This is a genomic window from Cupriavidus sp. GW821-FHT02F09, from assembly GCF_059421605.1.
On record NZ_JBWKVH010000017.1, the window covers coordinates 79,261 to 104,856 of the forward strand.

A 25,596-nucleotide genomic window follows, 5' to 3' on the forward strand; every position below is an offset into this window, starting at 1 on the left:
TGCGATGAATGCGATGTCGGTGTCAGGCGATGCCGAGCATGCTGTCGATCTGCGCCTTGTTGACGGTGGCGCCAGCAAAGTCGTCGAAGATGCGTGAGGTCACGCGGATGATATGGCGGTTGATGAAATCCACGCCTTCGCGCGCACCGTCTTCCTGGTTTTTCAGGCAGCACTCCCACTCGAGCGTGGCCCAGCCTTGGTAGTCGTATTGCGCAAGCTTGGAGAAAATCGACTTGAAATCGACCTGGCCATCGCCCAGCGAGCGGAAGCGTCCGGCGCGCTCGGTCCACGACGTATATCCGCCATAGATGCCTTGCCGCCCGCTTGGGTTGAACTCGGCGTCCTTGACGTGGAACATGCGGATGCGGTCGCGGTACAAGTCGATGTAGTCCAGGTAGTTCAGCTGTTGCAGCACGAAGTGGCTGGGATCGAACAGGATGTGGCAGCGCGGATGGTCGCCAACCAGGCCGAGGAAGCGCTCGAAGGTGGCGCCGTCGTGGAGGTCTTCGCTGGGATGAATCTCATAGCAAAGGTTGACGCCTTGCGCATCGCAGGCATTGAGCACCGGCAACCAGCGTTTGGCGAGTTCTTCGAAGGCGGCTTCGATCAAGCCTTCCGGGCGCTGCGGGAACGGGAACAGGTAAGGCCACGCGAACGAGCCGGAGAAGGTGCCCATCTCGGTCAGGCCAAGCCGGCGCGACGCCTTGGCGGCAAGCTGGAGGCGCTCCAGCGCCCAGGCGGAGCGCGCCTGCGGATTGCCGCGCAGCGCGGGCGGCGCGAAGTTGTCGCACATTGAATCGTAGGCGGGATGCACCGCCACCAGCTGCCCGAAGATATGCGTGGTCAGTTCGCTGATGACCAGGCCGTGCCCGGCCAGCATGCCTTTGACTTCGTCGCAGTATGTCTGGCTTTGCGCTGCGGTCTTCACGTCGAACAGGCGCTCGTCCCACGCTGGAATCTGCAATGCCTTGAAGCCGATGTCGGCGGCCCATTTGGCGATGGCGGGCAGCGTGTTGAACGGCGCTTGCGTGTCGCTGAACTGGGCGAGGTGGAGACTTGGACCTTTGATGGTTTGCATGGATTGAACCGCCTATTGTTTGTTGAGCGACAAAGAATAGATGGCAAGGATGAGGAAGTCAACCGTGTTCGGCGCCGCGACGGTAAAATGCACGCCGCGACAGCATTCACTCACGAGCAGAACATGGCCGGACGCCCCAGAGAATTTGATCGAGACCAAGCCCTGAATACGGCCATGACCGTGTTCTGGGAGCGCGGCTATGAAGGCGCGTCGATGTCGACGCTGGTCGAGGCGCTGGGCCTGGCCTCGGCGCGCATCTACGCGGCGTTCGGCAGCAAGGAAGCGTTGTTCCGGGAAGCGGTGGCGCTCTACGAGGCAGGCGAAGGTGGCTTCGCGGATCGAGCCATGCAGGAAGAGGAGTCGGCCAGGCAGGCCATCGAACGCTTGCTCAACGACGCGGCGCGGACCTACACCAAACGCGGCCGTCCGCATGGCTGCCTGGTGGTGTCCGCGGCCAGCAGTTGCGCACTCGAGAACGAACCGGTGGCCGACTGGCTGGCAGAACATCGCCGCCAGCGCACGCAATCCATCATTGACCGGCTGCATGCGGCGGTGCAAAGCGGTGAACTGCGGCAGGACACCGACATCGCCGCGCTTGGCGATCTCTACGGCGCGCTGCTGCACGGCATCTCCGTGCAGGCCCGCGACGGCGTCAGCCGCGCCCGCTTGCAGGCGATGATCGGGCCCGCGATGCTGGCTCTGGATGCTGCCGCAGCCCCTGGCAAAGCCGACTCTCAACGTTGATTCGGAAGAGTGGCGCTCGCTGCACCGGGTGCGGCCCCTGCTTGCTGATCTGGGCCGGATTGACATCCGGACGTCCACCATGTCCGGCACCGTACCGACTGCACGGCCCGTTCAGGTCACTATAATCAATGCGTCATGCGTCATGCGTCATCGCGCAGAGCCCTTCGCTAGTCTAGCTACTGATGGGCTACTGATGAGCCGCCGGTCAGCGGCAAGGCAGCCATGTGCGCTTTGCACTCGTCAGCCTGACAAGGTACCTATCGCAAGAGCGATATGCGGGCCGCCGATCGGCCCGCCACGTGGGGGCGGTTGCCCGGCCAACCTGCGGGGAGAAACCATGCAAAGAAGCATCGATCAGGTACGTGCCGCGATTCTTGCCGTGGTGATTTCGCTGGTTGCCGCATGCGGCGGGGATGGAGGCGGCTCGGGTAGCAGCAGTGGCGCGTCCGGCCCGGCAGGCGGCATTGCGCTGCAAGTTGTCTCGTTTGGCGACAGCCTGTCTGATGTCGGGACCTTTGCGCCGATCGCTAGCGCGGTCGGCGGAGGGCGATTCACAACCAATCCTGGGCAAGTGTGGACTCAGAATGTGGCGCAATACTATGGCGATACGCTAAGCGCTGCGTTTACGATCGGCATCACGCATCAGTTGAGTGCGCAAGGCGGCCTCGGCTATGCGGAGGGCGGCGCCACGGTGGCAACGCCGGCAAACCTGAACAATTTTCTGACTGACGTGATCGGCAACGTCGAAATGCCCGTCAACCAGCAGGTTTCGAGATATTTGTCCGCACACGGGAGCTTCAACGCCAATCAGCTGGTGCTGGTCTGGGGCGGCTCGAACGACGTGCTTCGCGCCGGGGCACTGCCGGCCGCGGCGCAGACCGTGCAGACGGCGGCAACCACCCTGGCGCAAATAGTCGGACAGATCATCCAGAACGGCGCCACGCATGTCGTCTTGGTCAATGTCCCGAATGTCGGACTATCGCCCAAAGGCATCGCCTCGTCCGACGGCGGGGCAAACCTGACCCAGCTATCGCAGATCTTCAACAACAGCTTGATCGCTGCCTTGCAGGCCGATGGCCTGCAAGGCAAGGTCATCCAGATCGATTCTTATACATGGGAGAACCAGATCATTGCGAGCTTTCAGGCCAATGGCTTCGTCGTGTCAAACACCGGCGTCGCCTGCGATCCTGCGAAAACGCCTCACGACACGGCCTTGTTGTGCTCGCCGGCTACCTACGTGACGGCCAATGCCGATCAGACCTACATGTTCGCCGACGACCTTCATCCGGCGACGCGCCTGCATGCATTGTTCGCCCAGTTCGTTGAGCAGCAGATCGCCAGGAGTGGTCTTGGTCACTGAGCCTGGGAAAATGATGACTCGCCAGCAGAATCGTCGGGTTCCAGCACGTTCGTTTTTTTGCCAGCATGTCCCCAGAGCATGCGGGCGTGCTTGCTCTCAGGCCAGCCGCTCGAGCTGCCGGCTGGCTTCGTCGAGCCAGGCCTGCTGCCGTCCGGCAATCTCCGCAAATTCTGAACTGGCCAGCGGGTGCTCGGCGAGGCGCCGCCAGTATGCGCGGGCCAACGGCAGCATTTCGTGCCATACGCTGGCCGGCGGCTGAGTGGGCAGTGTGAACGTGGGCAGGTTGTCGCGCATTGTGCCGCTGCGGTCGGGGGCCAGGGCCATGGGCAGCATGTCATAAGCAGGGGCCTGTGACAGGGGCATGGTGCCTTCATGCAGAAAGGCAAGGTTGCCATTGTGCATATCACTGTTGCCGATCAGGCGGCCGAAGGCATATAGCCGGCAGACATCCTGATGGGCTTGCTTCGTAATGCGGGCCTGCTTGAGTAGTGCTTCGGTGAGTTCCGGCCAGGTCGCGCGAGCCCGCCCGACGAATTCCGCGTCCAAGGTGGCCAGTGACACCACGCCACGCCGACCACCCTGCTGGGTGCGGTCGAAGCGCGATAGCTGCAGGAAACGCTGGCCGTTAGCATCCAGCACTTCGCTATTGGCAGCTAATAGGCCGTGATTGGCCAACTGTTGCAGGGCGAGATGCTCCGCCAGCAGCAGGTCGCGCCAACGCTGACTAATCGCGTTGTCCTGCGCGGCACTGAACTTGACGAGGACTGCATGCCCATTCATGTGCACGGCGAATTTGGGTTGCTCCCCGCCGGCACTGGAGCCAACCAATTCGCCCGCCATCGATTGGGCGGCAAGGCGAGGGTAATGCTGTGCGCGCTCACTCGTGGCGATGCTGTCCGGCTGGTGTGCCAGCCAGGCGGAGCGGCTTGCGTCACCCAGAAGCAGATTGCCGGGCACATCATGCTCTCCCGCCGCCAGCGCGGCCAGCACATGGTCGTCGCTCCAATTCAGCAGGTCATCTGGCAAACCTAGCGCAGCGGCACGGTGGCGCACCCAGTGCCGCCCGATAAAGCCTTGCGGGCGCATGTCCTGTAGCCACCAAGGCAAGCTGTCCAGCAAGCAGTCGTCTTCGCCACTTTGGCGTAGGATAAAGCCTGGATGGACCGGCAGCAGCTCGCCCCATTGTTCAATCCGACCTGCAGCCGTAACACGGTACAGCGCAAATTGCGTCTGCCCCGCCACAATCCGGCATGCCAGATACCGCACAGCCCGCGCGCTGCCAACACGCGCAATGCGGTCGCCAGCTTCTGCGATACGGCGCGACAGCGTGGGCTGGCTGATCTTCAGCCGCAGGCACAAGCTCGCCGCGTTGGCGGGTCCCTCGCTAAGGATTTCCAGCAGGGCGGATGGTCGGGTGGGCATGAATAGATATTGAATGGATCGTCATTTCAGGAATTCATTGTATATCAATGGTTTGGAAGTGTTTTCTTGCTTGGGTCACTGCCTCGTGAATAGATACGGGCGGGTAGCGACAGGCGGACGCGAACAAGAAGGAGGTCGAGCGCCCCCTCGATTGGGGCTGATCGATAGTGGGGGAGAGCGTATGCGCCGTAGGAGGCTTGTCCGTGTCCGTGTCCGGGTTACGCGGACAAGCGGAAAAAATCGCACAAAGCGGCGTTTGGTACGCAGAAAGTCAGTGGTCTTAGGAACACCGCTCCACCACTCCTCTAGCTTAAGTGCGGCGCGCGCCAACGATGACTTCGGCCCCTTCGGCTGCTAAACGTAGCGCGGCGGCGCGGCCGATGCCGGAACAGGCGGGGGTGGTAGCGCTGAGGATTGCCGTTGTTTCCGAAACGCCTCCGTCACGCGCCTGGCGGCAAACAGCGGCAGGTAGTCGTGAATCTTGGCGCCGGCCTGAAGCTCGTGCCAGGCGGCGAAATACGCGCGCTCCACCTCCTCCACCGGGACTTTCAGGGCTTCGGATATCCTGGCGATCATTGAGGACTGTGATTCGGTTTTCATATTGCCTGCCACCTGGCAGGAAACGGCGGTGCGTGATGTGGCGCTGTGCTGGCGCGTGTTGTTTGAGGACGAAAGGGCGAAAGGGCTTGGTCAGGCACTCGCCTGATAATCGGTGAGGCGCATTCTCAAGTATAGGAATGCAGCGTCGCTAAACACGCCATCGTGTTGCCATATTTGTCCTGCACAATGCAGGCTATGCCGACTCAGGTGGATAAGTTCTGAATGCCAATACCCACGACTGCCCCAGGCCTGGATCGTCGTAGTCGTCGTAGTCGTCGTAACGAGTCGGTTGGCCTCTCCCTCGCTTTGTGGTCTCACCGTGCGTCCAAGAATGCCGGGGATGCTGGGGATGGGGTGTGCTTTGCTGGTTTGTTCGCGGGGTGTGGAGCCATCAGGTTGATGGCTCTTTTTGTTTTTGGTGCCACGGCGCGGCGATTGGCCATGCTGCTGGTGCTTTGCATGGCGCCGAGTGCCTGGGCTGATGCGGACGTCGGGTTTCTTGCGATGTTTGCCAAGGACGGGCTGTGGCGTAACGTGCAGGCGCGCTGCCTGGCACCCGGCGCGCCGCATCATCCCGATTGCGTGGTGGTGGATCGTGAAAAAGGCTTGGTGCTCTACAAGGATGCCATCGGCCGCTCGCATTTTCTCGTCATTCCGGATCATCGCGTGACTGGCGTGGAGGAACGAGGCTTGTGGGAAGAGGGCGGGCCGAACCCGTGGGCATTCGGCTGGGACGTCAGGCGGTTTGTCGGGCAGGCACGCGGGCGGCCGTTGCCGGATGGCATCCTGGGGCTGGCGATCAATGCTAAGGCGGCCCGCAGCCAGGAGCAGATGCATATCCACCTGGACTGCATCAGCCGGGATGCCAGGGACTTTGTCGCCGGCGCGAGTGCGCGTATCGGGACCGCCTGGACGGCGCTGCGGTTCATGGGCAAGCCGGTACAGGCTGTTTTCGTGCCTTCGCCGGGAGCGGCGCTGTCCGTCAATCCATTCCTGCTTATCAAGCATCGTCTTGGCGAGGCGGCGTCAGTCGTGCCGGACCGGGGCGTGTTTGTCACTTATGTGGCGGATGCCAAGGGCACGGGCGGCTTTGTCATCGTGGACCAACCGGTCGATCGTGAGGCTGGCAGCAATGGACACGCCAGCGATTTCCTGGACCGCCAGTGCAAACTGGCGCAAGAGGATGTGCAAGAAGACGCGCCAGCGGCGCTTGAGTAACCTCGGCTTCGAGGCTGCCAAACCGGGGTTGCGCTCGCGCAAGCCGTTGCTAGAATGAATGTCCCCGATCAGCATGAAGGAGTGCAGCCATGGCAACGTATCAGCGCGGCGATTTGTTCCTCGTCACTTCTGTTGAGGAATTGCCCTGGGGGCGTTACAGAGGGTTTGTGACCATGATGGAGGGCACGCAGACGCAAGCGTCATCACGGCACACTTGCCCCATGTGCAGGGACAATCCGCTCCAGGCCCATGAGGACGCCGATGCCGATGTCGAGTATGCCTACAGGCACTATCTCTCGGACCATATTGACTGGAGCGCCCACGCCGGCGATACGGAGCACTGAGCGGAAACCGGGAACGCGCTGCAGCGCAGGGCTTTCCGCACTCACTTCAGGTTCTCTCCCCAGTAGGCTTCGATCTGCTTGACCAGCGCGGGTGGCAGCGCCACGTAGTGCTCTGCCGCGGCATCAGCCTGCCCGTCATTCAGTGCCCAACGGAAGAATGCGAGGGCGGCTTTGGCGCTGGCGGGATCCTTCGGCGCCTTTGGCATGATCACGAACACGGCGCCGGTAATTGGCCACGCTTGTGTGCCGGGCGCGTCCGTAATGACCTGATAGAAGTCGGGGTGCTGGCTCCAGTCCGCAGACGCTACCGCTGCGCTGAAGCTCTCCCGCGCGGGCTCGATAAACGCACCGTCCCGGTTTCGCACCGCCGTGTAGGGCAGCTTGCGTTGCAGCGCGTAAGTCAGCTCGACGTAGCCGATCGCCCCTTTGACATTCTTGATGTAGGTGGCCACGCCCTCGTTGCCGTTGGCGCCGACGCCTGCCGGCCATTTGACGGTGGTGCCCGAACCCACGCTGCCTTTCCATTCGTCGCTGACCTTGGACAGGTAGTCGGCCCAGTTGAAGGTCGTGCCGGAGCTGTCGCTGCGATGCACGACCAGGATCTTTTGATTGGGGAAGTGGATGCCGGGGTTGATCGCGCCGATGGCCGGGTCATCCCAGTTGGCGATCTTGCCCAGATAGATATCCGCCAGCAATTGGCCAGTAAAGCGGACCTGGCCAGCGGCTACGCCGTCCAGGTTGACGATCGGCACCACGCCACCGACAACCAGCGGAAACTGGACCAGTCCGGCTGCGCGTAATTCATCTGGCTTGAGCGGCATGTCGGAGGCGCCGAACGTGACATTGGCCGCCTTGATCTGCCGGATGCCGTTGCCCGAGCCGGTGGGCTGGTAGTTCACCTCCTGGCCGGTCTTGGCGTAGTAGGTGGCCGCCCATTTCACCAGCAGGGGATAGACGAAGGTGGAGCCAGCGCCGGTGATATCGCCCGCGTGCGCGCAAAGCGCACAGCCGGCGAACAGGCTGATGAGCGTGGCGCTGCGCTTCACGTTTTGCCAAAAGAGGGTTGGAGTCATTTTGCAACCTCCCAGGCATGTCAGTGAACGGCGCACTTAGCGCACGTACGCCCGTATCGGACGTACTGCATGTAACGCTTCAACGGCGCGGTCCGCCGGGGAGGTCACATGCTTATCCTAGCACTCGCTGCCTTGTTATCGGCAAGGTGTTTTGCAAGTGCGACGGAGAGGCGCAACGGTGCGTCATCGCGTTGTCATGATGTTGTCGCCGGGCTGTCATTATGGCTTGCCGAGTCTTTACTTTTCCGCCATCCACCCCGCTACGGCCGTCACCACTTGTGGCTCGATCCCGTTGAATCCGTGATAGGACATGGCCTCGCACGGGTCTCCAACGCTCTTGCCGCCGGCGAAGTGGATCAGTCCGGCTTTGGGGGCTTTGGCCAGCTTGTCCATCAGTCCTTGCACTTCGTTGTACGGGCACTGCTTGCAGCCATCCTGTTCGTGATGGACCACGAGCACGGGTATCTTGAGTTTGTCGAGGGCCATCGCCGGCACCTGTTGGCCGCGATCGTCGCGCAGGATGGTGGCGGTCAACACGATGCCATCGGGGCCGCCATCGTCCGCTAGCCGGATCGCGGTGGACGCTACCGACTGGGTGCCGCGGCTGGTGCCGACCAGCCAGACAGGCAGGTTGGTGTGGCTGCGCATCCAGGCGATCACGGCCTTGGTGTCTTCGGCATGCTCGGCGGACAGGCGGAAGCCGCTCAGGTAGGGCCAGGACAGGCGGTCGCTCGGCGCATCGATGACGGCAACCGCGAACCCGTTGTCGACGAAGAGTTGGCGCGAGCGCACCAGGAAATTGCCGGCACCCCAGGCAACGCCCCCGTTGGGGTAGATGTTCAGGCCACCATGCGCGCCTGCGTAGAGGATCACCGCAGCCGTGGGCTGTGCGGGCGCCAGATACAGGAAGCGCTGCGTCACGCCGGGGCGCGTCGGGATGTCAACCACCTGTGGCGCGGTCTGTGCGCGCGCTGCCAGGGTGCAGAGCAGCAGCGTGAGGCAGAGCGTGGCCTGGCGGAACCGTCGCGGCGTGTTTGCTTGGCGGCAAGGCATGGGTTGTCTCTCCGGGGTTCGAATTTCGAATTGGCGGGCACGGCGCCGTGGGTGCGCAGCAAGATAGCATCGGCGGCAAGGATGACCAATCCACGCTAACCCCGGCTGGTCACCTATTTCACCTATGGCACCTATGCCGCGGCAGTGACGCGATACACGCAGCGCCGCGCGTTGCTCAGCAGATGCTCTTCGCGGGTGACGGTCGCTTGCGCGCCGATGACCTCCTGGAAGATCCGCAGCTCTGCCCGGCAGAACCCCTGGCAGGTCTGCGCAGCGGCGCAGATCGGGCAATGGTCTTCGATCAGCAGCCAGTCCTTGCCGTCTTGCTCAAGGCGCGCCATATAGCCTTCGGCCTGGCGCAGCGCGGTGAGCGTGGCGAGCCGCTGCTGCAACTCGCCCTGGCCGGCGACCGCCGCGAGATATTGCGCGCGGGTTTCGGACTCGCGCTGGCCGATCAGCTTGTCCATGCCTTCCTCGCCGAACAACTGCCGCACCGATCCGATCAGCTGGATGGTGAGTTGCGCGTGGGTATCGGGAAAGCGGCCGTGCCCGCTGGTGGTGAGGGTCCAGTCCTGGCGCGGCCGGCCTGCGCCGCTGGCGCTTTGCTGTCGGCCCTCGATCAGCCCGGCGGCGAGCAGCTTCTGCACCTGCTGGCGTGCGGCCTCGGCGGTGCCGCCCAGCGCCTGGGCGATCTGCGTGGTCGATGCCGCGCCCTTGGTCTTCAACAGGAACAGGATGCGATCACCCGGAGACCCAGTAGGGTTATCCAAGTTATTGTTTGCATAATTCATGGGTGCACCCTAATATCCAAAAACTGTCTTGGATATTAGGGCAGACGGGCGGCAATGTCGAGTCTGTCCTGCATCTGGCCAAGCCGATCATTGCTGTTTCAATGCTGTCTATCAAGGAAATCGTCCCATGCAAGCCACTCGTACCCAACACGCATCGCGTCAGCTCACCATGCTTAATCCGCTTGGCCTCTATGATCCCAGCGCCAACGGTTACTCCCATGTGGCGATGGTCGCGCCCGGCGCGGGCCTGGTCTGCGTGGCCGGGCAGGGTGGGGAGCGCGCGGATGGCAGCCTGCCTGAGAGTTTCGAGGCGCAGGTGCGCCAGGCGTTCGACAACCTGGGCGTGGCGCTGGCCGCCGCTGGCGCGCAGTTGCGCCATGTGGCCAAGCTGACCGTGCTGGTGGTGGATCACGACGAGGCGCGCGTGGCCGTGCTGGCGGCGGCGGTGGCGCGCGCCTGGGGCGATACACCCAAGCCGGCATGCACCTTGATTCCGGTGCCGCGGCTGGCGCTTGACGGGATGTTGTTCGAGGTGGAAGCGCTGGCCGTGGCGGAGGGCTCAATGTCCGCCGCGTCTTCCGGCGCGGTGTAACCGGTGCTAATGCGCAGTACGCCCGTGTTGCGCTCAGGCCGCCAGCTTGGGTTGCCGGGATGGCTGAGGCTGTCCCGCCTGGGTCTCGCCAAACTGCGGATGGTGTGCGAAAAGCTCGGCCACCCAGTTGACGAACACGCGCACCTTGGCCGACAGGTGGCGGTTCTGCGGGTACATCGCGGCGATCGGCAACGAGTCTGTGGGCCAGTCGGGCAGTACTTCGACCAGCCGGCCGCTTTCCACATAGGGCAGGGCCATGGCGCGCGAGATGCGGGCGATGCCGTGGCTTTCCAGCGCGCAGCTCAGGTAGACGTCGCCGTCGTTGGTGGAAATGGACGAGGGCAGCAGCATTTCCGTGCGCTGCTCGCCTTGCCCGAGCGGCCACGGTACTTCGCGGCCGGTGCGGTTGGACAGGTAGTTCACGGCCCGGTGCTGCACCAGCTCGCTGGGCTGGGTGGGCGTGCCGTTGCGCTTGAGATAGACCGGCGAGGCGTAGAGCCCCAGCCGCAGCTGGCCGATGCGGCGCGCCACCATGGTGTCGTCCACCGGGTCGCCCACGCGCAGCACCACGTCCACGCCTTCCTTGAGCAGGTCGATGGGCTTGCCGTTGATGGTGAGCTCCATCTTGAGCTCGGGGTAGGCGGCAAAAAACTCATGCAGCTTGGGGATCAGCACCAGTTGCGCCAGCCCGGCGGTGGTGTCCACGCACAGCGTGCCGCGCGGCGTGTTGTTCTGGTGGGTGAGGGATTGCTCGGCCTCTTCCACGTCCGCCAGGATCCGCACGCAGCGCTCGTAATAGGCGGCGCCGTCGGTGGTCACGCTGATGCGCCGGGTGGTCCGGTGCAGCAGCTTCACGCCGAGATGGGTTTCCAGGTTCTGGATCAGCCGGGTGAGCGTGGCTTTCGGCAGGTCCATGGCCTCGGCCGCGCGCGCAAAGCTGCCGACATCCACCACGCGGGTGAAGGCCTGCATTGATACGAGACGATCCATGTTCACTCCCCTGGGTAAGGAAACAGGCAGGTCTGGCTGGCGGGGCAGGCACCCGGGTGGGGTGCGGCCCGGCGTGGCTCATGACGGCTTGCGCGGCTGCGCAAGTGCGGGAGTGGAGCACAAAATGGATGACCTTGCACAGCGAAGGGTCTCCCGGGCGCCACATGCCCGATTATTTCACCGGAGAAACAGTGCATTGGTAAAGCCTCGCTTTATCCCACCTTCATCAACCACCATAATTCGCTGCATCGCAATATGCAATGGATGCGTCGCCATCGCGCCGCACGTGACCGACATGTCGCCCTCGCAATCGAAAGCCGCAGCAGCAGCCTTAGCAGCCGAACTGGCCGAGGGGCGCGTGACGGAGCACGCGGTGGAGAGCTGCGGGCGCACCATCACGGTGCGCCTGAATTACCCGCCGGGCTATCCGGAGGGCAAGGCCGCCCCGTCGCTGCCGTGGCTGATCTACCTGCATGCGGGCGGCTTTGTGGACGGCAGCCTGGAGAAATCCCAGCGCCTGGCGCGCTCGCTGGCCGTTACCGTGCCTGCGGTGGTGGTCACTCCGGCGTATTCGCTGGCCCCCGATTTTCCGTTCCCGGCGGCGCCGGAGGACGTGTTTCATACCGCCGAATGGGTGCTGCGCCATGCGCGCCGCCTCAAGGTGGACAAGCTGCGCTTTGCCCTGGTGGGCGAAGAGGCGGGCGGCAACCTGGCGATCGCGCTGTCGCAGATGCTGCGCGACCGCGGCTTGCCCGAGCCGCGCGCGCAGTGGCTGATCCGCCCGGTGACTGATCCATGCCTGCAGCACGCCTCGTGCTCGGTCGGGCAGGGCGGGCGCAGCGTGCCGCTGGAAATGCTCCAGCGCCTGGCGGGCTACTACCGCGATTACCTGCCGACCCCGGCCGCCAGCGTGCATCCCTACGCGGCCCCGGCGCTGGCCTCGCGGCTGGCCGGCCTGCCGCCCACCTTTGTGCAGGTGGCGGAAGAAGATGCATTGCGTGCCGAAGGCGAAGCCTTCGTCAGCCGCCTGCAGACGGCCAGTGTGCCGGCGCAGGTCCAGATCATGCCCGGTGCCTGTGGCGCCGGCGTGGAAGTGTCCCACGACCGATGTCAGGTGTGGATAAACGAAGGCGCGCGTTACCTGCAAGGCTATCTTGCCGGCGACGACGACGCCTCACCCAAGGCCGAACGCCAGACAGGAGCCAGCCCGCCCGGCTGATCCCGCGTTACCAATAAGCCAAGCCGGCCTGCGACAAGCAGGCGTACCGGGCGTGCTCGCTTTGCGCGCTCCGGCGGGGGCGTTCGTCCTATTTTTGCTTTCCAGTTGAAGAAAACCCGCAGACGGAATACGGAGTCAAGAAAATGAATCAGCAAACTCGACGCACCATGATTGCCCTGGCCATCGTCGCAGTGCTCGGCGCTGGCCTGGCCACCTCGATCTTCAAGCCCTGGCACGCTGGCGAGGCGCAGGCCGTGCCTGGCCCGGCAGCACCCACCACCGTGGACGTGGCAGCGGCCCTTGGCAAGACCATCACCGAATGGGACGAGTTCTCCGGCCGTCTGGAAGCGGTGGACCGGGTTGAGATCCGCGCCCGCGTTGGCGGCACCATCGACGCCGTGCACTTCCGTGAAGGCGCGCTGGTGAAGAAGGGCGATCCGCTGTTTACCATCGACCCGCGTCCTTATGCCGCAGAGGTAGCGCGTGCGGAAGCCGCGCTGGCCGCCGCGCAAGTGCGTGCCGGCCACGCGCAGACCGAACTGGCCCGCGCGCAGCGACTGGTGCAGGACAACGCGGTATCGCGCCGCGAGTTCGATGAGCGCGACAACGGTTCGCGCGAAGCCATCGCCAATGTGCGTGCCGCGCAGGCCTCGCTGGATGTGGCTCGCCTTAACCTGACCTATACGCGCATCACCGCGCCGGTCAGCGGGCGCGTATCGCGCGCCGAGATCACGGTGGGCAACCTGGTGGCGGCCGGTGCCGGCACGCCGGTGCTGACCACGGTGGTGTCGGTCTCGCCGGTCTATGCCAGCTTCGAGCTCGATGAGCAGACCTACCTGCGCTATACGGCGGACAAAGCGTCCGGTGGCGAAGGTGGCCAGTCAAAGCTCCCAGTGTTCCTGGGCCTGGCTAACGATGAGGACTATCCGCGCGAGGGCCATATCCAGTCGCTGGACAACCGGCTCGACACCAAGAGCGGCACCATCCGCGTGCGCGCCGTGTTCGACAACCCGGACGGCCGCCTGCTGCCGGGACTGTATGCGCGCATCAAGCTCGGCGGCGGCACGCCGCATCCGGTGGTGCTGATCAACGACCGCGCCATCGGCACCGATCAGGGCAAGAAGTTTGTGCTGGTGCTGGATGGCGCCAACAAACTGGCCTATCGCGAAGTCACGCTTGGGCCGTCGTATGAAGGGCTGCGCGTGATCCGCCAGGGTTTGAAGGCCGACGAGAAGATCGTGGTCAATGGCCTGCAGCGTGTGCGCCCCGGCATCACGGTTGCGCCCAAGCCGGTCGATATGGCGTTCAAGCGCGAACTGGATCAACGCGGCGAATCGGCTGACCGCAAGCAAGCGGCCACGGAGAAAACCACGGATAAGGCGGCCGACGGAAAGCCGGTGACCTGAGCCGATCCGGCATGAACCGCATGCGCTGAATCCGTCAAGGGTTTGCTCCCCTCTCCCGCATGGCGGGGGAGGGGCCGGGGGAGAGGGCGGGCGTATCCACGGTGCGCCGGCTTTGAAAGTACCTCTCCCCCGAGGCCAAACCATTTTTTAGCTTCCCCGCTCCACATGGCGCCTGCCATTCAGGCCGCCAGGGGGAGCCCTTTCGCCAAGACTGCCGAGACTGAGATGAATCTCTCGAAATTCTTTATCGACCGGCCTATCTTTGCCGGCGTGCTATCGGTGCTGATCTTCCTGATCGGCGCCATCTCGATGTTCAAGCTACCCATCTCGGAGTATCCCGAGGTGGTGCCGCCGTCCGTGGTGGTGCGCGCGCAGTATCCGGGCGCCAACCCCAAGGTGATTGCCGCGACCGTGGCGTCTCCGCTGGAGGAGCAGATCAACGGCGTCGAGGACATGCTCTACATGTCGTCGCAAGCCAATAGCGATGGCCTGCTGACGCTGACCGTCACCTTCAAGCTCGGCACGGATCCGGACAAGGCCCAGCAGCTCGTGCAGAACCGCGTGGCGCAAGCCGAGCCGCGCCTGCCGGAGGACGTGCGCCGCCTGGGCATCACCACGGTGAAAAGCTCGCCCGACCTGACCATGGTGGTCCACCTGGTCTCGCCGAACGACCGCTACGACATGACCTACCTGCGCAACTACGCGGTGATCAACGTCAAGGACCGCCTGGCGCGGATCCAGGGCGTGGGCCAGGTGCAGCTGTTCGGCTCGGGTGACTATTCCATGCGCGTGTGGCTGAACCCCGAGAAGATGGCCGAGCGCAAGCTGGTGGCCGCCGACGTGGTCAAGGCCATCCGCGAGCAGAACGTGCAGGTGGCCGCTGGTGTGATCGGCGCCTCGCCCGCGCTGCCGGGCGCTGACCTGCAGCTCTCGGTGAACGCGCAGGGCCGCCTGGAAACCGTGGAGGCCTTTGGCGACATCATCGTGGCGACCTCGCCCGATGGCGGCGTGACGTACCTGAAAGACGTGTCCCGCATCGAGCTGGGCGCGTCGGAGTACGCGCTGCGCTCGCTGCTGGACAACAAGTCCGCGGTGGCCATTCCGATCTTCCAGGCTCCTGGCTCCAACGCCATCCAGATATCGGACGACGTGCGCAAGACCATGGAGGAGCTCAAGCAGAACTTCCCCGATGGCGTGGACTACAGCATCGTCTATGACCCGACGCAGTTCGTGCGCCATAGCATCGAGGCCGTGACCCACACGTTGTTCGAAGCCATCGCCCTGGTGGTGCTGGTGGTGATCCTGTTCCTGCAGACGTGGCGCGCCTCGGTGATTCCGCTGCTGGCCGTGCCGGTGTCGATCGTGGGGACGTTCGGGCTGATGCACGCCTTTGGCTTCTCGATCAATGCGTTGTCACTGTTCGGGCTGGTGCTCGCTATCGGGATCGTGGTGGACGATGCGATCGTGGTGGTGGAGAACGTCGAGCGCAATATCGCCGAGGGGTTATCGCCAAAAGAGGCCACCTACAAGGCCATGCGTGAGGTGAGCGGCCCGATCATCGCGATCGCGCTGACGCTGATCGCCGTGTTCGTGCCGCTGGCCTTCATGACGGGCCTGACCGGTCAGTTCTACAAGCAGTTTGCGCTGACCATCGCCATCTCGACCATCATCTCGGCCTTCAATTCGCTGACGCTGTCGCCGGCCTTGTCCGCGCTGCTGCTGCGCGGCCACGATGCGCCCAAGGACTGGCTCTCGCGCGGCATGGATCGCGTGCTGGGTGGCTTCTTCGGCCGCTTCAATCGTTTCTTCGGTGCCAGCGCCGACCGTTACGGCAAGGGTGTGAAGGGCGTGATCTCGCGCAAGACGGCGGTGTTCGGCGTCTACGCCGTGATGCTGGCGCTGACCTGGGGTGTGTTCCAGCTTGTGCCCAAGGGCTTTGTGCCGGCGCAGGACAAGCAGTACCTGGTGAGCTTTGCCAAGCTGCCTGACGGCGCCACGCTGGACCGCACCGAGGACGTGATCCGTCAGATGTCCGACATCGCGCTCAAGCAGCCGGGCGTGGAATCGGCGATTGCCTTCCCGGGCCTGTCGATCAATGGCTTCACTAACAGCCCGAGCGCCGGCATTGTCTTTGTCTCGCTCAAGCCGTTTGAAGAACGCAAGACCAAGGAACTGTCGGGCAACGCCATCGCGGCGCAGCTCAACGGCAAGTACGCTGCGATCCAGGATGCTTTCATCGCCGTGTTCCCGCCGCCGCCGGTTCAGGGCCTGGGCACCATCGGCGGCTTCAAGATGATGATCGAGGACCGTGCCGCGCTGGGTTACGACGCCTTGTTCGACGCAACCAACGCCTTTACCACCAAGGCGCGCGCCACGCCGGAGCTGGCCGGTATCTTCACCAACTACCAGGTCAACGTGCCGCAGCTGGATGTGAAACTGGATCGGGTGAAAGCCAAGCAATTGGGCGTGCCGGTGACGGACGTGTTCGACACGCTGCAGACCTACCTCGGCTCGGCCTATGTCAACGACTTCAACAAGTTTGGCCGGACCTACCAGGTCAAGGTCCAGGCGGATGCGCAGTTCCGCGCCCACGCCGAGGACATCCTGCAACTGAAGACGCGCAACAGCGCGGGCGACATGGTGCCGCTGTCGTCGCTGCTCACAGTCAACCAGGGGTTTGGCCCGGACAGCGTGATCCGCTACAACGGTTTCACCGCGGCGGACATGAACGGCGGCCCGGCCCCGGGCTTCTCCTCGGGCCAGGCGCAAGCCGCGGCTGAGCGCATTGCGGCCGAGACGCTGCCCAAGGGCATCAAGTTCGAGTGGACCGACCTGACCTACCAGGACATCCTGGCCGGCAACGCGGGGGTATGGATCTTCCCGCTGTGCGTGCTGCTGGTGTTCCTGGTGCTGGCCGCGCAGTACGAAAGCCTGACCTTGCCGCTGGCCGTGATCCTGATCGTGCCCCTGAGCCTGCTGGCTGCCATGACTGGCGTGTGGCTGACCAAGGGCGACAACAACATCTTCACGCAGATTGGTTTCATCGTGCTGGTGGGGCTGTCAGCCAAGAACGCGATCCTGATCGTGGAGTTTGCGCGGGAGCTGGAGCTTGAGGGCCGCTCCATCGTGGCCGCCGCCATTGAAGCCAGCCGCCTGCGCCTGCGCCCGATCTTGATGACGTCGTTCGCGTTCATCATGGGGGTGGTGCCGCTGGTGGTGTCCACCGGCGCGGGTGCCGAGATGCGCCATGCGATGGGCGTGGCAGTGTTCGCCGGCATGCTGGGCGTGACCTTCTTCGGGCTGTTCCTGACCCCGGTGTTCTACGTGGCGCTGCGTTTGCTGGCGACCCGTGGCCAGCGCCGCAAGGTGTCGGAAGCGCCGTCGGCGAGCCACAAGGCTATCGCCTCCGCTGAATAACGGTGATCGACATGAACGCAACATTGACATCCAAGATGACATCGCTACTGCCTGCGGCGCTGCCGCGCCTGGCCACGCTGGCCGTGGCCCTGATCCTGGCGGGCTGCTCGCTGGCACCGACCTACAAGGTGCCGGAAAGCGCGACCGCCGCCACGCCGGCCTACAAGGAAGCGATGGCCGCGCAAGCCGAAGGCACGCAATGGAAGGTGGCCACGCCCGCCGAAGGCGCGCAGCGCGGCGAATGGTGGAAGATCTTCGGCGACGCCGATCTCGACCGCCTGATCGCCACCGCGACCGAATCCAACCAGGACCTGGCGATCGCCGCGGCACGCCTCAAGCAGGCCCGCGCCTTCACCGGCGTGGCCGAGGCCGACCAGTACCCGCAGTTGAGCGTGGGCCTGGACCCGACCCGCACGCAATTGTCGGCCGCCTCGCAAGGGCTGCCCGATGGCACCAAGGTGGCGCCGCAGACCGTGCTCAGGGCACGCGCCTTTGCCAGCTACGAGCTTGACCTGTTCGGTCGCGTGGCCGACAACGTCAAGGCGGCGCGCGCCGAAGGCGATGCGGCGGAAGACCTGTATCGTTCGGTGCTGCTGGCGCTGCAGGCGGACGTGGCGCAAGCCTACTTCGCGCTGCGCACGCTGGACAGCGAGCGCGACCTGCTCAACGCCACCATCACCCTGCGCGAGGACGCGCTCAAGCTGCTCAAGCGCCGCTTCGACGAAGGCGAAACCACGGACCTCGACCCCGCCCGCGCCGAAGCCGAGCTTGGTACAGCCCGCGCGGATCTCGCCGGCATCGAGCGCCGCCGCGCTAACCAGGAGCACGCGCTGGCGGTGCTGACCGGCGCGCCGCCGGCCGCCTTCACGCTGGCTGCGCGCCCGCTGGACGCCGCGCTGATCACCGTGCCGGCGGGGCTGCCCTCCGATTTGCTGGAGCGCCGTCCCGACATCGCGCAAGCCGAGCGCCTGATGGCGGCTGCTAATGCACGCATCGGCGTGGCGAAGGCCGCGTTCTATCCACGCATCACGCTGAGCGGCTTGTTCGGCTTTGAGTCGAGCGACCTGTCGAACCTGTTCAAGTGGTCCTCCAGCGCGTGGGCGCTGGGGCCGCTGATCGGCAGCACGATCGCCGCCCCGATCTTCGACGGAGGCCGCAACAAGGCCAACCTGGCGGCGGCGCGCGCCCAGCACGAGGAAGCGGTGGCGAGCTACCGCCAGAGCGTGCTGACCGCGATGCGCGAGGTGGAAGATAGCCTGGCGGACGTACGCTGGCTGAGCCAGCAGGCCGGCGCATTGGACGGCGCACTGGGCGGCGCCCGCCGCGCGGCCAAGATCTCGCGCAGCCGCTACGAGGCGGGCGCGGTGGATTACCTGACGGTGATCGACGCGGACCGCACGGTACTGCAGTCGCAGCGCGACGCCAACCAGGTGGCCGGGCTGCGTGCCTCCGCCACGGTGGCGCTGGTGCGCCGGCTGGGCGGCGGGTGGGGGCCGTTGCCGGATGCCGCACCCAGTGTGGCGCAGGCGGGCACTGGCCCGCTGGCATCGAACCACTGAGCACAAGCAGCGTGGTGTCCTGCTGCCTGGCTGTGCTTGCGTTGCCGCACGATGGGCCCGTATGCGTCGGACAACCGGCCGTACGGGCTCGCTGCACTATTCTTTGGCAAACAACCGGCTTTCGCGCAGCGAGCGTGCGCCCAGTACGCCGAGGTAACGGTAGGCACGCGCAAGGTTGACACTGCTGTTATAGGTGGTGCCGACGGTCGTAGTCTGTGGCCAGCGCCAAACCGGATCGCGTATCTGCTCGAACAAGTACTGCAACACAGGGCAACTGTACTCGAATCCGTCAGGATCGAAGGCCTTGTATCCGATACAGTTTTGCACCTCCGCGTATTTTTTGTCATCGATCAGATAGGCCGCCTTGGCCATCCAGCGCGCTCGATCCAATCCAGACATCAGATAGAACACCTCCGCGCAAGCTGGCTGAACGCATTTTTCCGACGCGGCGGCTTGCGTATCGTCGAGCGGGACGATCCGGCCTCGCCAAACCGCATTGCGCCAGCGCAAGGGGTTGACGGCTCCCGGCACGGGTTGCTTGGCTTCGGCAGACAAGGTTGCCGTCTTGAGGCGAACCTTGTCGGCATCGCATTGTGCTGAAAGGTCGAACATATCCTCGTTTGGCTCCGACGGATGGCCGAAGAACACGATATGCCGCTGCGGCGACTGCTGGCCCAGATAGCGGTTGACTGCGCAAAGCGAAGCGAAGTCCGAATAGCCATCGCGCTCGCCGGTGGCGGTGAAATCCTGTTCCCCTGCCACTACGATCAGCTTGTCCATGCCGCGCCGAATCAGGCTGACCATCCCAAGGTTGTCGCCACTTTGCCCGCCGTCGGACAAATGAATGGTGGGGCCGCTGTTCGATGAGGGAAGGTCATTCAGGTAGTAGAACGGCCAGGGCAGCAGCGAGTGCCAGCGGCGCGTGGCGTCGCCGACGCGATAGTTGGCGATATCGATTCCCCACCGCGAGTTCGTTAGCGTCAGCACGCTGTTGACTGCGAAACGGTTGTATTGTCGTTGGGCGGTGTCGAAGAAGGCAGCCGAAGCCAGCACGGTGTCGGCGACGCCGACGCCCAGGTCGTCCAGATAGCCCCGCACGTAGCCGAAGCGGCCAGCGCCGTAACCAAACGGCGTGGCCTCAAAGACGGCTTCGGACAGGTCATAAGGTGCGGAGTCGACATCCAGCAGCACATTGCCACTCGCTGCGGTGGCGTTGATGATCCAGATCGGCACGCGCGGATTCACAGGCGATGCCGAATAGAGCGTCCTCAGCCGCCTGAATGTCAGCGAGTTCATCTGCGCTGCGATATCCGCGCTCCAGAGGGGCGCTGGAACCTCCTCGCCTGCGGACGGCTGATAACCGTAGGTCCGGAAAATCCCTCGCGCATATTGCTGCTGCGAGGGTGAGGTGGGTAGACGCCAGTCAAACAGCACGCCACTGAGCAGCGCAACGGGCGCGGTGGAGATGTTCTCCAGCGCCGTAAAGGCCGCTTTGCGCACAGGCTCTGTACGGTCATAGCGCTTGGACGTTCCGCCGGGCGCGGTAAACAGGATGTCCTGGTAGCAATCTACCCACCCGAGGTTCCGGTTGTCTTGAACGACGGGTTCCTGCGCCGGGGTGAATATCTTCTCGCAGGCACCTGCCTGGGCCACGTCCAATTGCAGGTCTTTCTTCAGCCCTCCCGGGCTGGCAGCAGGCACGTAGCCCTCGGTGCCAACCGTCTTTTCCTTTGGGGGGAAACTAACGGGACGGATATCCGCGAAGTACCGCTTGAGGGGCCCGAGTTCGGGCTTTTCGCTGACCCTCAACGCGTTGGCGTATAGGTAAAGTGCCGCATAGCTGCCACCCGACACGCTGGAGATATAGTCGATGCTGCCCAGCGCGTCGGCGTTGACTAACTCCTGCAAGACGCCAAGCGCGAACGGTGCCGCCTTTGACCCACCTCCGGACAGTGCTAGCCCGACGCGCGGACTGTTAGTTCGGGATCCCACTTCCGCCGCGTAAATGGCCTCTGGTTCGAGTGATTGGCTGTCGTTCAGGCAGTTGCTAGCCGCGGGGGCGGTGCAGGGCGGTAGCGGCATGCGCAGGTCCTGAGCCCCGGCGAGATCGGGGTTCCGATAACCCACGGCGCAGCCCGCCATTGCCAGTCCCAGGCAGGAAATTAGTGCTTTGCGCATATACCTCGTCTCCATAGAGCCATCCGGCCTTTTTTACCTTCTCTGCTTTTTCCGCCTTTTCGGCACTGAGCATAGCAACCAGCCAATGGCCGGAATACGGCCAATTGGGGGTAAGCATTTCATGGGATGGGCGAGGTGGCCGTCCCCGTGATAGGGCGTCTTGCATGCGTGATTCGCCGAGCCATCGCGGCGATCAAAGCTGACTACACTAAAAGCTAAAAGCACTTCGGCCACCCTAGCCGGAGAGGGCCGCAGGCCTTACCGCAGCCCGTCGGCGCATTGATAGTCCAGGCCCCCACCATGAGCAGGCGGCGAATCCACAGAAGGCGGACCCACAAGCGGCGGACCCTGTTCGTCGGGTTCCTGGTTTTGGCGGGCGCGGCGGCCGTGCTGTTGCTCCCCTTGCCGCGGTCGTGGCGCGCCGTCACGCATATCGTCAACGAGGTGACGATCGCGCAGCCTGATGCCGTGGTGTTCGACTACGTTTCCACGCCCGCCAACTGGCCCAACTGGCATCCATCTTCGCTCGCCGTGACTGGCGCCTCGGCCGGTCATTCGCTCCTGCCCGGCGAGCAGGTCACCGAGACGTTCTCGGTAGCCGGGCGGCGCGGCTAGGTGGTGTGGACCGCGGTGGAGCGCAGCCCGTCCTCGGCCTGGATGATCCAGGGCACCATCGATGGGCGCGAGGCGGGCGCGGTCCGCTACACGCTCGCCCAGACGCCGCAGGGCACGCACTTCCGGCGCGAATTCAGCTACCCCGCGCCGAACCTGCTGTTTGCGCTGACCAATTGGCTGGTGCTGCGCAAGCGCATTGAGGCCGAGTCGGCTGAGGCGGTGACGCGGCTGCGGGCGGTGCTGGAGGCCCGCAAGCCCTCGCCCGGCACGGGCGGCTGATCAGCGTGCCGCCTGGGCCGCGGCGTCCGGGCGGGCTAGCGGCCGAGCCAGTGCGAGCAACAGCAGCGCACAGAGCAGCGCCGCCGCCAGGTTGTAGCCCATCGCGCCGGCAAACGCGTGGGCATAGCGTTGCGCGCTGCCGATGCCGCCTTCGGCTTGCAGCGCCTGCTGGAAGAACATGCCCGCGATGGCGATGCCGAATGCGCCGCCCACTTGCTGCATGGTCGACACCAGCCCGGACGCCATGCCGGCCTGCGCCTCGCGTGCAAGGCCGAGCACGAGATTGAGCAGCGGCGTCATCAGCATGCCCTGGGCCAGGCCGAACAGGATCAGCGCGGGCACCAGATGCCAGGGCACCAGCATGGCGCCTGCCGTCACCACCTGGAGCGTCAGGACGGTGTGCGCCGTGGCGTAAAGCAAGGCCGCCACGGCGAGTACGGCGTTGCCGAAGCGCCCCACCAGCCGGGGCGCCCACATCGACGCGGCAACGAATCCCACGCTGGCCGGCGCGAACACGCTGCCGGCCAGCAGCGGGCCGACGCCCAGCCCAGCCTGCAACAGCAGGGCAAAGCACAGGAAGAACGCGCTGGCCGTGGAGTACACCAGCAGCACCACCAGCGTGCCCAGGGCAAAGCGGCGCTGGGCAAACAGGGCCAGGTCCACCAACGGCGCGGATCGGCGCCGCTCCAAGCGCACAAAGCCGGCCAGCAAGGCGGCGGCCAGCGCCAGCGAGGCAAAGGCCCAGCCCGGCCAGCCGCGCGCGGGGCCCTCCAGCAGCGGCACCAGCAGCAGCGTCAGCCCGGCGCTGGCCAGCAGCACGCCGGCCCAATCCAGCCCGCTTGCGGGCGAGCCGGGCGCTGCCATGGCCCGCGATTCGGGGATGCGCCGCGCGGCCAGCATGGCTGCCACGCCCACCGGGATATTGATCAGGAAGATCAGGCGCCAGCCGAGGCCAAACAGGTCGCTCTGCACCAGCAGGCCGCCCAGCACCTGGCCGGCGATGGCAGCCAGGCCAAGCGTCATGCCGAGCAGGCCGAAGGCGCGGCGGCGCGCGGCCTCGTCAAGGCTGACGCGGATCACGGCGTAGATCTGGGGGAACAACAGCGCGGCGGCGCCGCCTTGCAGCACGCGCGCCGCGATCAGCAGCGCCGCGGTAGGGGCCACGCCACACAGCGCCGAGGCCAGCGTGAAGCCTGCCATGCCGAGCGCGAACAGCCGCCGCCGGCCGTGGAGATCGCCCAGGCGGCTGCCGGTGATCAGCAGCACGCCGTAGGCCAGTTCGTAGGCCGCCACGACTGCCCCGATCTCGCCGAAGCTGGCGCCCAGGTCGGCCTGAATGGAAGGAATCGCCACATTGACCACGAACAGGTCGAAGAGGGTGACAAAGCCGCCTAGCAACAGCACGAACAGCACGGGCAAGGTGCTTGGAGAGGGCATGGGGGATCCTGTTGAATACTTAGGCCCGCATTCTCAGCTGCTCGTTAAAGTATTACAATTTAACTAATTATGCTATTACATCAGGCAACAGGCTAACGCCATGCCGCTAATTTCATGCCGTCACGCACCCTAGACCGTACCCGCGCTGCGCTGGCGGACTTCCTGCGCCAGCGGCGCGAACGCATCTCGCCTGCGCAGGCGGGCCTGCCCAGCGCCGGCCGGCGCCGCACCCCGGGCCTGCGCCGCGAGGAGGTGGCGGCGTTGGCCGGCGTGGGCCTGACCTGGTACACCTGGCTGGAGCAGGGGCGCGAGATCGGCGTTTCGGCGGCGTTCCTGGAGAACCTGGCGCGCGTGCTCCGGCTGGACGCCGCCGAGCGGCGCCACCTGTTTCTGCTGGCGCACCAGCGCCCGCCAGCCGAGAGCGGACGCACCTGGTGCACGGTGCCGCCGCTGGTGCGCCGGTTGATGGACGACCTGCCGCTGCGGCCTGCCTATGTGCTCAACCTGCGCTGGGATGTGCTGGCGTGGAACGCGGCGGCCGAGCGCGTGTTCGGCTTTGGCGCTTGCGCGCCGGGCCATCGCAATATGCTGCGCATGATCTTTCTGGACCCGGCCATGCGCGAGCGCTTTGCCGGCTGGGAGGCGCAGGCGCCACAGATGCTGGCGAGCTTTCGCCGCGACCTGGCCCGCGCACCGGACGATCCGACCCTGCTTGAGCTGGTGGACGAGCTGGAGCGCGCAGCGCCGGATTTCAGGCAATGGTGGCGCCAGCACGATGTGCAGGGCGTTTGCACCGGCATCCGGGCCTTGTGGCTGGATGCGGTGGGCACGGTGCGCTGCGAGCATGCCACGCTCACTGCGGACGAGGAGCGTCACCTGCGGCTGGTGGTCTACGCGGCGGTAGCGGGGGAGCCGGGCAGCGAGGCATTCGAGGCATGGCTGGCCAGTGGCATCGGCAGCGGCGCGCGCCCGCCGGCCGTATACTGATCGTGCAATTCAATTGGAGTCGATGGTGTCGGTAGAAAACCTGGCGTCCCCCGCAGGACGCACCCCAGAAACGGCGGCTACGCCGGAGCCGGCAGCGCAAGCATTGCCGCCCAAGCCTGTAGCGCCGCCCACGCCGGATATCAATGATTGCTGCGGCAATGGCTGCGATCCCTGCATCTTCGACCTGCACGCCGCGGCGATGGAGCAGTATCGCGCCGAGTTGAAGGCCTGGCTGGCGCTCGCCGGGCAGACCGCCGATGCCGCCGCGGGCGCGGGCGGTCCCAGCTTCTGATCCGGCTGATACGCCACGCACGCCCCCCGCACGCCACGCGCACAAGACAAGGAGCTCCCCTTGACCGTCACCGACCGGAACCTGCTGGCCGATCTCCACGCGTTCGTGCGGGACCATCCGCGCCTGCTGGTGCTGACGGGGGCCGGCATCAGCACCGACTCCGGCATTCCCGGCTACCGAGACGCGCAGGGCAACTGGCAGCGCACGCCGCCCGTGCAGGCGCAGGATTTCTTTCGCTCGCATGCGGTGCGCCAGCGCTATTGGGCGCGCAGCATGCTGGGCTGGCCGGTGTTGGCCAACGCGCAGCCTAACGCCGCGCACTTCGCGCTGGCTCAGCTGCAAGCGGCTGGCTATGTGCGCCAGCTTGTCACCCAGAACGTGGACGGCCTGCACCAGCGCGCTGGCAGCACCGGCGTGATCGAGCTGCATGGCCATGTGGGCAGCGTGATCTGCCTGCAATGCGGCACGCGCCGCCCGCGCGCTTCGCTGCAGGCGCAACTCGAGGCGGACAACCCGGCGCTGGCGGAACTGCGCGCGCTGCCGGCTTCCGATGGCGATGCGCACCTGGAGCTGGCCAGTTTCGAGGCCGTGCACATTCCCGCGTGCGGGCACTGCGGCGGCGTGCTCAAGCCCGATGTGGTGTTCTTCGGGGAGTCGGTGCCGCGCGAGCGCGTCGACGCTTCCATGCAGGCGCTGGAGGGGGCCGATGCGCTGCTGGTGATCGGGTCGTCGCTGACGGTGTTCTCCGGCTATCGCTTCTGCCTCGCAGCGGGCAAGCTTGGCAAGCCGGTCGCTGCGGTCAATCTCGGGCAGACGCGCGCGGATGCGTTGCTGGCATTGAAGGCGGAGGTGTCTTGCGTGGCGGCGCTGGTGGATCTTGCCGGGCGGCTGGGGGTGGGGTGAGGGGCCTTGGTTGCCGGTGTCAAGGTCAAAGCCGCAAGC

General features: G+C 65.1%; 23 protein-coding genes. 14 read left to right on the forward strand and 9 right to left on the reverse strand.

Annotated elements, in window-relative coordinates; all coding sequences use genetic code 11:
* Window positions 1–22: 22 nt before the first annotated feature.
* Window positions 23–1,078, reverse strand: a complete 1,056-nt coding sequence (locus tag AC07XB_RS20100) for a sugar phosphate isomerase/epimerase family protein (protein WP_492829561.1) — start codon at window positions 1,076–1,078, stop codon at window positions 23–25.
* A gap of 123 nt (window positions 1,079–1,201) precedes the next feature.
* Between AC07XB_RS20100 and AC07XB_RS20105 the strand changes: the two genes are divergently transcribed.
* Both AC07XB_RS20105 and AC07XB_RS20110 read left to right on the forward strand, forming a co-directional pair.
* Complete coding sequence (locus tag AC07XB_RS20105; protein ID WP_492829610.1) at window positions 1,202–1,822, forward strand: TetR/AcrR family transcriptional regulator; 621 nt, start codon at window positions 1,202–1,204, stop codon at window positions 1,820–1,822.
* Between the two features lie 337 nt (window positions 1,823–2,159).
* Entirely contained in the window at window positions 2,160–3,182 is a 1,023-nt protein-coding gene (locus AC07XB_RS20110; RefSeq protein WP_492829563.1) for an SGNH/GDSL hydrolase family protein, read from the forward strand.
* 96 nt (window positions 3,183–3,278) lie between these two features.
* Here AC07XB_RS20110 and yjjJ read toward each other — a convergent pair whose 3' ends face one another.
* Together yjjJ and AC07XB_RS20120 are read right to left on the reverse strand one after the other, a co-directional pair.
* A complete protein-coding gene (gene yjjJ / locus AC07XB_RS20115; protein ID WP_492829564.1) occupies window positions 3,279–4,604 on the reverse strand; it encodes a type II toxin-antitoxin system HipA family toxin YjjJ in 1,326 nt (441 codons plus the stop codon).
* Between the two features lie 354 nt (window positions 4,605–4,958).
* Window positions 4,959–5,204: a DUF3562 domain-containing protein gene (locus AC07XB_RS20120; RefSeq protein WP_416052295.1), complete on the reverse strand. Its 246-nt coding sequence runs from the start codon at window positions 5,202–5,204 to the stop codon at window positions 4,959–4,961.
* 441 nt (window positions 5,205–5,645) lie between these two features.
* On the opposite strand from AC07XB_RS20120, the gene AC07XB_RS20125 reads away from it, so the two are divergent.
* Window positions 5,646–6,422 carry a CDP-diacylglycerol diphosphatase gene (locus AC07XB_RS20125; protein ID WP_492829566.1) on the forward strand — a complete coding sequence of 259 codons (777 nt, stop codon included), beginning with the start codon at window positions 5,646–5,648 and terminating at the stop codon, window positions 6,420–6,422.
* Window positions 6,423–6,511: 89 nt separating this feature from the next.
* The gene (locus AC07XB_RS20130; RefSeq protein WP_183031900.1) at window positions 6,512–6,766 is read left to right on the forward strand and encodes a hypothetical protein; all 255 of its coding nucleotides are present in this window, start codon (window positions 6,512–6,514) and stop codon (window positions 6,764–6,766) included.
* A gap of 41 nt (window positions 6,767–6,807) precedes the next feature.
* Here the strand turns inward: AC07XB_RS20130 and pstS are convergent, their stop codons facing one another.
* The 3 genes from pstS to AC07XB_RS20145 all read right to left on the reverse strand — a co-directional run bounded on the left by pstS (window position 6,808) and on the right by AC07XB_RS20145 (window position 9,683).
* On the reverse strand, window positions 6,808–7,839 hold the full coding sequence (gene pstS, locus AC07XB_RS20135; RefSeq protein ID WP_492807091.1) for a phosphate ABC transporter substrate-binding protein PstS: 1,032 nt from the start codon (window positions 7,837–7,839) through the stop codon (window positions 6,808–6,810).
* A gap of 237 nt (window positions 7,840–8,076) precedes the next feature.
* Window positions 8,077–8,892 (reverse strand): alpha/beta hydrolase, encoded by an 816-nt coding sequence (locus AC07XB_RS20140; protein WP_492829568.1) that lies wholly within the window; start codon window positions 8,890–8,892, stop codon window positions 8,077–8,079.
* Between the two features lie 131 nt (window positions 8,893–9,023).
* Window positions 9,024–9,683, reverse strand: a complete 660-nt coding sequence (locus AC07XB_RS20145; RefSeq protein ID WP_492807095.1) for a helix-turn-helix transcriptional regulator — start codon at window positions 9,681–9,683, stop codon at window positions 9,024–9,026.
* A 127-nt stretch (window positions 9,684–9,810) separates the two neighbouring features.
* On the opposite strand from AC07XB_RS20145, the gene AC07XB_RS20150 reads away from it, so the two are divergent.
* Window positions 9,811–10,275: a RidA family protein gene (locus tag AC07XB_RS20150; protein WP_492829570.1), complete on the forward strand. Its 465-nt coding sequence runs from the start codon at window positions 9,811–9,813 to the stop codon at window positions 10,273–10,275.
* A gap of 33 nt (window positions 10,276–10,308) precedes the next feature.
* Here the strand turns inward: AC07XB_RS20150 and AC07XB_RS20155 are convergent, their stop codons facing one another.
* Window positions 10,309–11,265, reverse strand: coding sequence for a LysR family transcriptional regulator (locus AC07XB_RS20155; RefSeq protein ID WP_492372166.1), 957 nt, complete (start codon window positions 11,263–11,265; stop codon window positions 10,309–10,311).
* Between the two features lie 295 nt (window positions 11,266–11,560).
* Here AC07XB_RS20155 and AC07XB_RS20160 point away from each other — a divergent pair, with 295 nt between their 5' ends.
* The 4 genes from AC07XB_RS20160 (at window position 11,561) to AC07XB_RS20175 (ending at window position 18,866) form a co-directional block, all read left to right on the forward strand.
* Window positions 11,561–12,484, forward strand: coding sequence for an alpha/beta hydrolase (locus AC07XB_RS20160; protein ID WP_416052301.1), 924 nt, complete (start codon window positions 11,561–11,563; stop codon window positions 12,482–12,484).
* 143 nt (window positions 12,485–12,627) lie between these two features.
* A complete protein-coding gene (locus AC07XB_RS20165; RefSeq protein ID WP_492372167.1) occupies window positions 12,628–13,890 on the forward strand; it encodes an efflux RND transporter periplasmic adaptor subunit in 1,263 nt (420 codons plus the stop codon).
* Window positions 13,891–14,115: 225 nt separating this feature from the next.
* The gene (locus AC07XB_RS20170) at window positions 14,116–17,307 is read left to right on the forward strand and encodes an efflux RND transporter permease subunit (RefSeq protein WP_492829572.1); all 3,192 of its coding nucleotides are present in this window, start codon (window positions 14,116–14,118) and stop codon (window positions 17,305–17,307) included.
* 11 nt (window positions 17,308–17,318) lie between these two features.
* The gene (locus AC07XB_RS20175) at window positions 17,319–18,866 is read left to right on the forward strand and encodes an efflux transporter outer membrane subunit (protein WP_492372169.1); all 1,548 of its coding nucleotides are present in this window, start codon (window positions 17,319–17,321) and stop codon (window positions 18,864–18,866) included.
* A 96-nt stretch (window positions 18,867–18,962) separates the two neighbouring features.
* Here AC07XB_RS20175 and AC07XB_RS20180 read toward each other — a convergent pair whose 3' ends face one another.
* Complete coding sequence (locus AC07XB_RS20180) at window positions 18,963–21,044, reverse strand: patatin-like phospholipase family protein (RefSeq protein WP_492829574.1); 2,082 nt, start codon at window positions 21,042–21,044, stop codon at window positions 18,963–18,965.
* Window positions 21,045–21,431: 387 nt separating this feature from the next.
* Between AC07XB_RS20180 and AC07XB_RS20185 the strand changes: the two genes are divergently transcribed.
* Window positions 21,432–21,659: an SRPBCC family protein gene (locus AC07XB_RS20185; protein WP_492829576.1), complete on the forward strand. Its 228-nt coding sequence runs from the start codon at window positions 21,432–21,434 to the stop codon at window positions 21,657–21,659.
* Window positions 21,660–21,938, forward strand: coding sequence for a hypothetical protein (locus AC07XB_RS20190; protein ID WP_492829578.1), 279 nt, complete (start codon window positions 21,660–21,662; stop codon window positions 21,936–21,938).
* Here AC07XB_RS20190 and AC07XB_RS20195 read toward each other — a convergent pair whose 3' ends face one another.
* Window positions 21,939–23,375 carry an MFS transporter gene (locus tag AC07XB_RS20195; protein ID WP_492829580.1) on the reverse strand — a complete coding sequence of 479 codons (1,437 nt, stop codon included), beginning with the start codon at window positions 23,373–23,375 and terminating at the stop codon, window positions 21,939–21,941.
* A gap of 114 nt (window positions 23,376–23,489) precedes the next feature.
* Between AC07XB_RS20195 and AC07XB_RS20200 the strand changes: the two genes are divergently transcribed.
* From AC07XB_RS20200 to AC07XB_RS20210, 3 genes are read left to right on the forward strand one after another with little or no spacing between them, the layout of a single operon-like run.
* Complete coding sequence (locus AC07XB_RS20200; RefSeq protein ID WP_492829582.1) at window positions 23,490–24,362, forward strand: helix-turn-helix transcriptional regulator; 873 nt, start codon at window positions 23,490–23,492, stop codon at window positions 24,360–24,362.
* A gap of 22 nt (window positions 24,363–24,384) precedes the next feature.
* Window positions 24,385–24,654: an oxidoreductase-like domain-containing protein gene (locus tag AC07XB_RS20205; RefSeq protein WP_492372173.1), complete on the forward strand. Its 270-nt coding sequence runs from the start codon at window positions 24,385–24,387 to the stop codon at window positions 24,652–24,654.
* Between the two features lie 60 nt (window positions 24,655–24,714).
* Window positions 24,715–25,557 carry an NAD-dependent protein deacetylase gene (locus tag AC07XB_RS20210; RefSeq protein WP_492829584.1) on the forward strand — a complete coding sequence of 281 codons (843 nt, stop codon included), beginning with the start codon at window positions 24,715–24,717 and terminating at the stop codon, window positions 25,555–25,557.
* Window positions 25,558–25,596: the final 39 nt, after the last annotated feature.

Bases quoted from the DNA above. Each gene is read 5' to 3' on its own strand.
- AC07XB_RS20100 (WP_492829561.1), bottom strand. From the start codon at position 1,078: ATGCAAACCATCAAAGGTCCAAGTCTCCACCTCGCCCAGTTCAGCGAC.
- AC07XB_RS20105 (WP_492829610.1), top strand. From the start codon at position 1,202: ATGGCCGGACGCCCCAGAGAATTTGATCGAGACCAAGCCCTGAATACG.
- AC07XB_RS20110 (WP_492829563.1), top strand. From the start codon at position 2,160: ATGCAAAGAAGCATCGATCAGGTACGTGCCGCGATTCTTGCCGTGGTG.
- yjjJ (WP_492829564.1), bottom strand. From the start codon at position 4,604: ATGCCCACCCGACCATCCGCCCTGCTGGAAATCCTTAGCGAGGGACCC.
- AC07XB_RS20120 (WP_416052295.1), bottom strand. From the start codon at position 5,204: ATGAAAACCGAATCACAGTCCTCAATGATCGCCAGGATATCCGAAGCC.
- AC07XB_RS20125 (WP_492829566.1), top strand. From the start codon at position 5,646: ATGCTGCTGGTGCTTTGCATGGCGCCGAGTGCCTGGGCTGATGCGGAC.
- AC07XB_RS20130 (WP_183031900.1), top strand. From the start codon at position 6,512: ATGGCAACGTATCAGCGCGGCGATTTGTTCCTCGTCACTTCTGTTGAG.
- pstS (WP_492807091.1), bottom strand. From the start codon at position 7,839: ATGACTCCAACCCTCTTTTGGCAAAACGTGAAGCGCAGCGCCACGCTC.
- AC07XB_RS20140 (WP_492829568.1), bottom strand. From the start codon at position 8,892: ATGCCTTGCCGCCAAGCAAACACGCCGCGACGGTTCCGCCAGGCCACG.
- AC07XB_RS20145 (WP_492807095.1), bottom strand. From the start codon at position 9,683: ATGAATTATGCAAACAATAACTTGGATAACCCTACTGGGTCTCCGGGT.
- AC07XB_RS20150 (WP_492829570.1), top strand. From the start codon at position 9,811: ATGCAAGCCACTCGTACCCAACACGCATCGCGTCAGCTCACCATGCTT.
- AC07XB_RS20155 (WP_492372166.1), bottom strand. From the start codon at position 11,265: ATGGATCGTCTCGTATCAATGCAGGCCTTCACCCGCGTGGTGGATGTC.
- AC07XB_RS20160 (WP_416052301.1), top strand. From the start codon at position 11,561: ATGTCGCCCTCGCAATCGAAAGCCGCAGCAGCAGCCTTAGCAGCCGAA.
- AC07XB_RS20165 (WP_492372167.1), top strand. From the start codon at position 12,628: ATGAATCAGCAAACTCGACGCACCATGATTGCCCTGGCCATCGTCGCA.
- AC07XB_RS20170 (WP_492829572.1), top strand. From the start codon at position 14,116: ATGAATCTCTCGAAATTCTTTATCGACCGGCCTATCTTTGCCGGCGTG.
- AC07XB_RS20175 (WP_492372169.1), top strand. From the start codon at position 17,319: ATGAACGCAACATTGACATCCAAGATGACATCGCTACTGCCTGCGGCG.
- AC07XB_RS20180 (WP_492829574.1), bottom strand. From the start codon at position 21,044: ATGCGCAAAGCACTAATTTCCTGCCTGGGACTGGCAATGGCGGGCTGC.
- AC07XB_RS20195 (WP_492829580.1), bottom strand. From the start codon at position 23,375: ATGCCCTCTCCAAGCACCTTGCCCGTGCTGTTCGTGCTGTTGCTAGGC.
- AC07XB_RS20200 (WP_492829582.1), top strand. From the start codon at position 23,490: ATGCCGTCACGCACCCTAGACCGTACCCGCGCTGCGCTGGCGGACTTC.
- AC07XB_RS20205 (WP_492372173.1), top strand. From the start codon at position 24,385: ATGGTGTCGGTAGAAAACCTGGCGTCCCCCGCAGGACGCACCCCAGAA.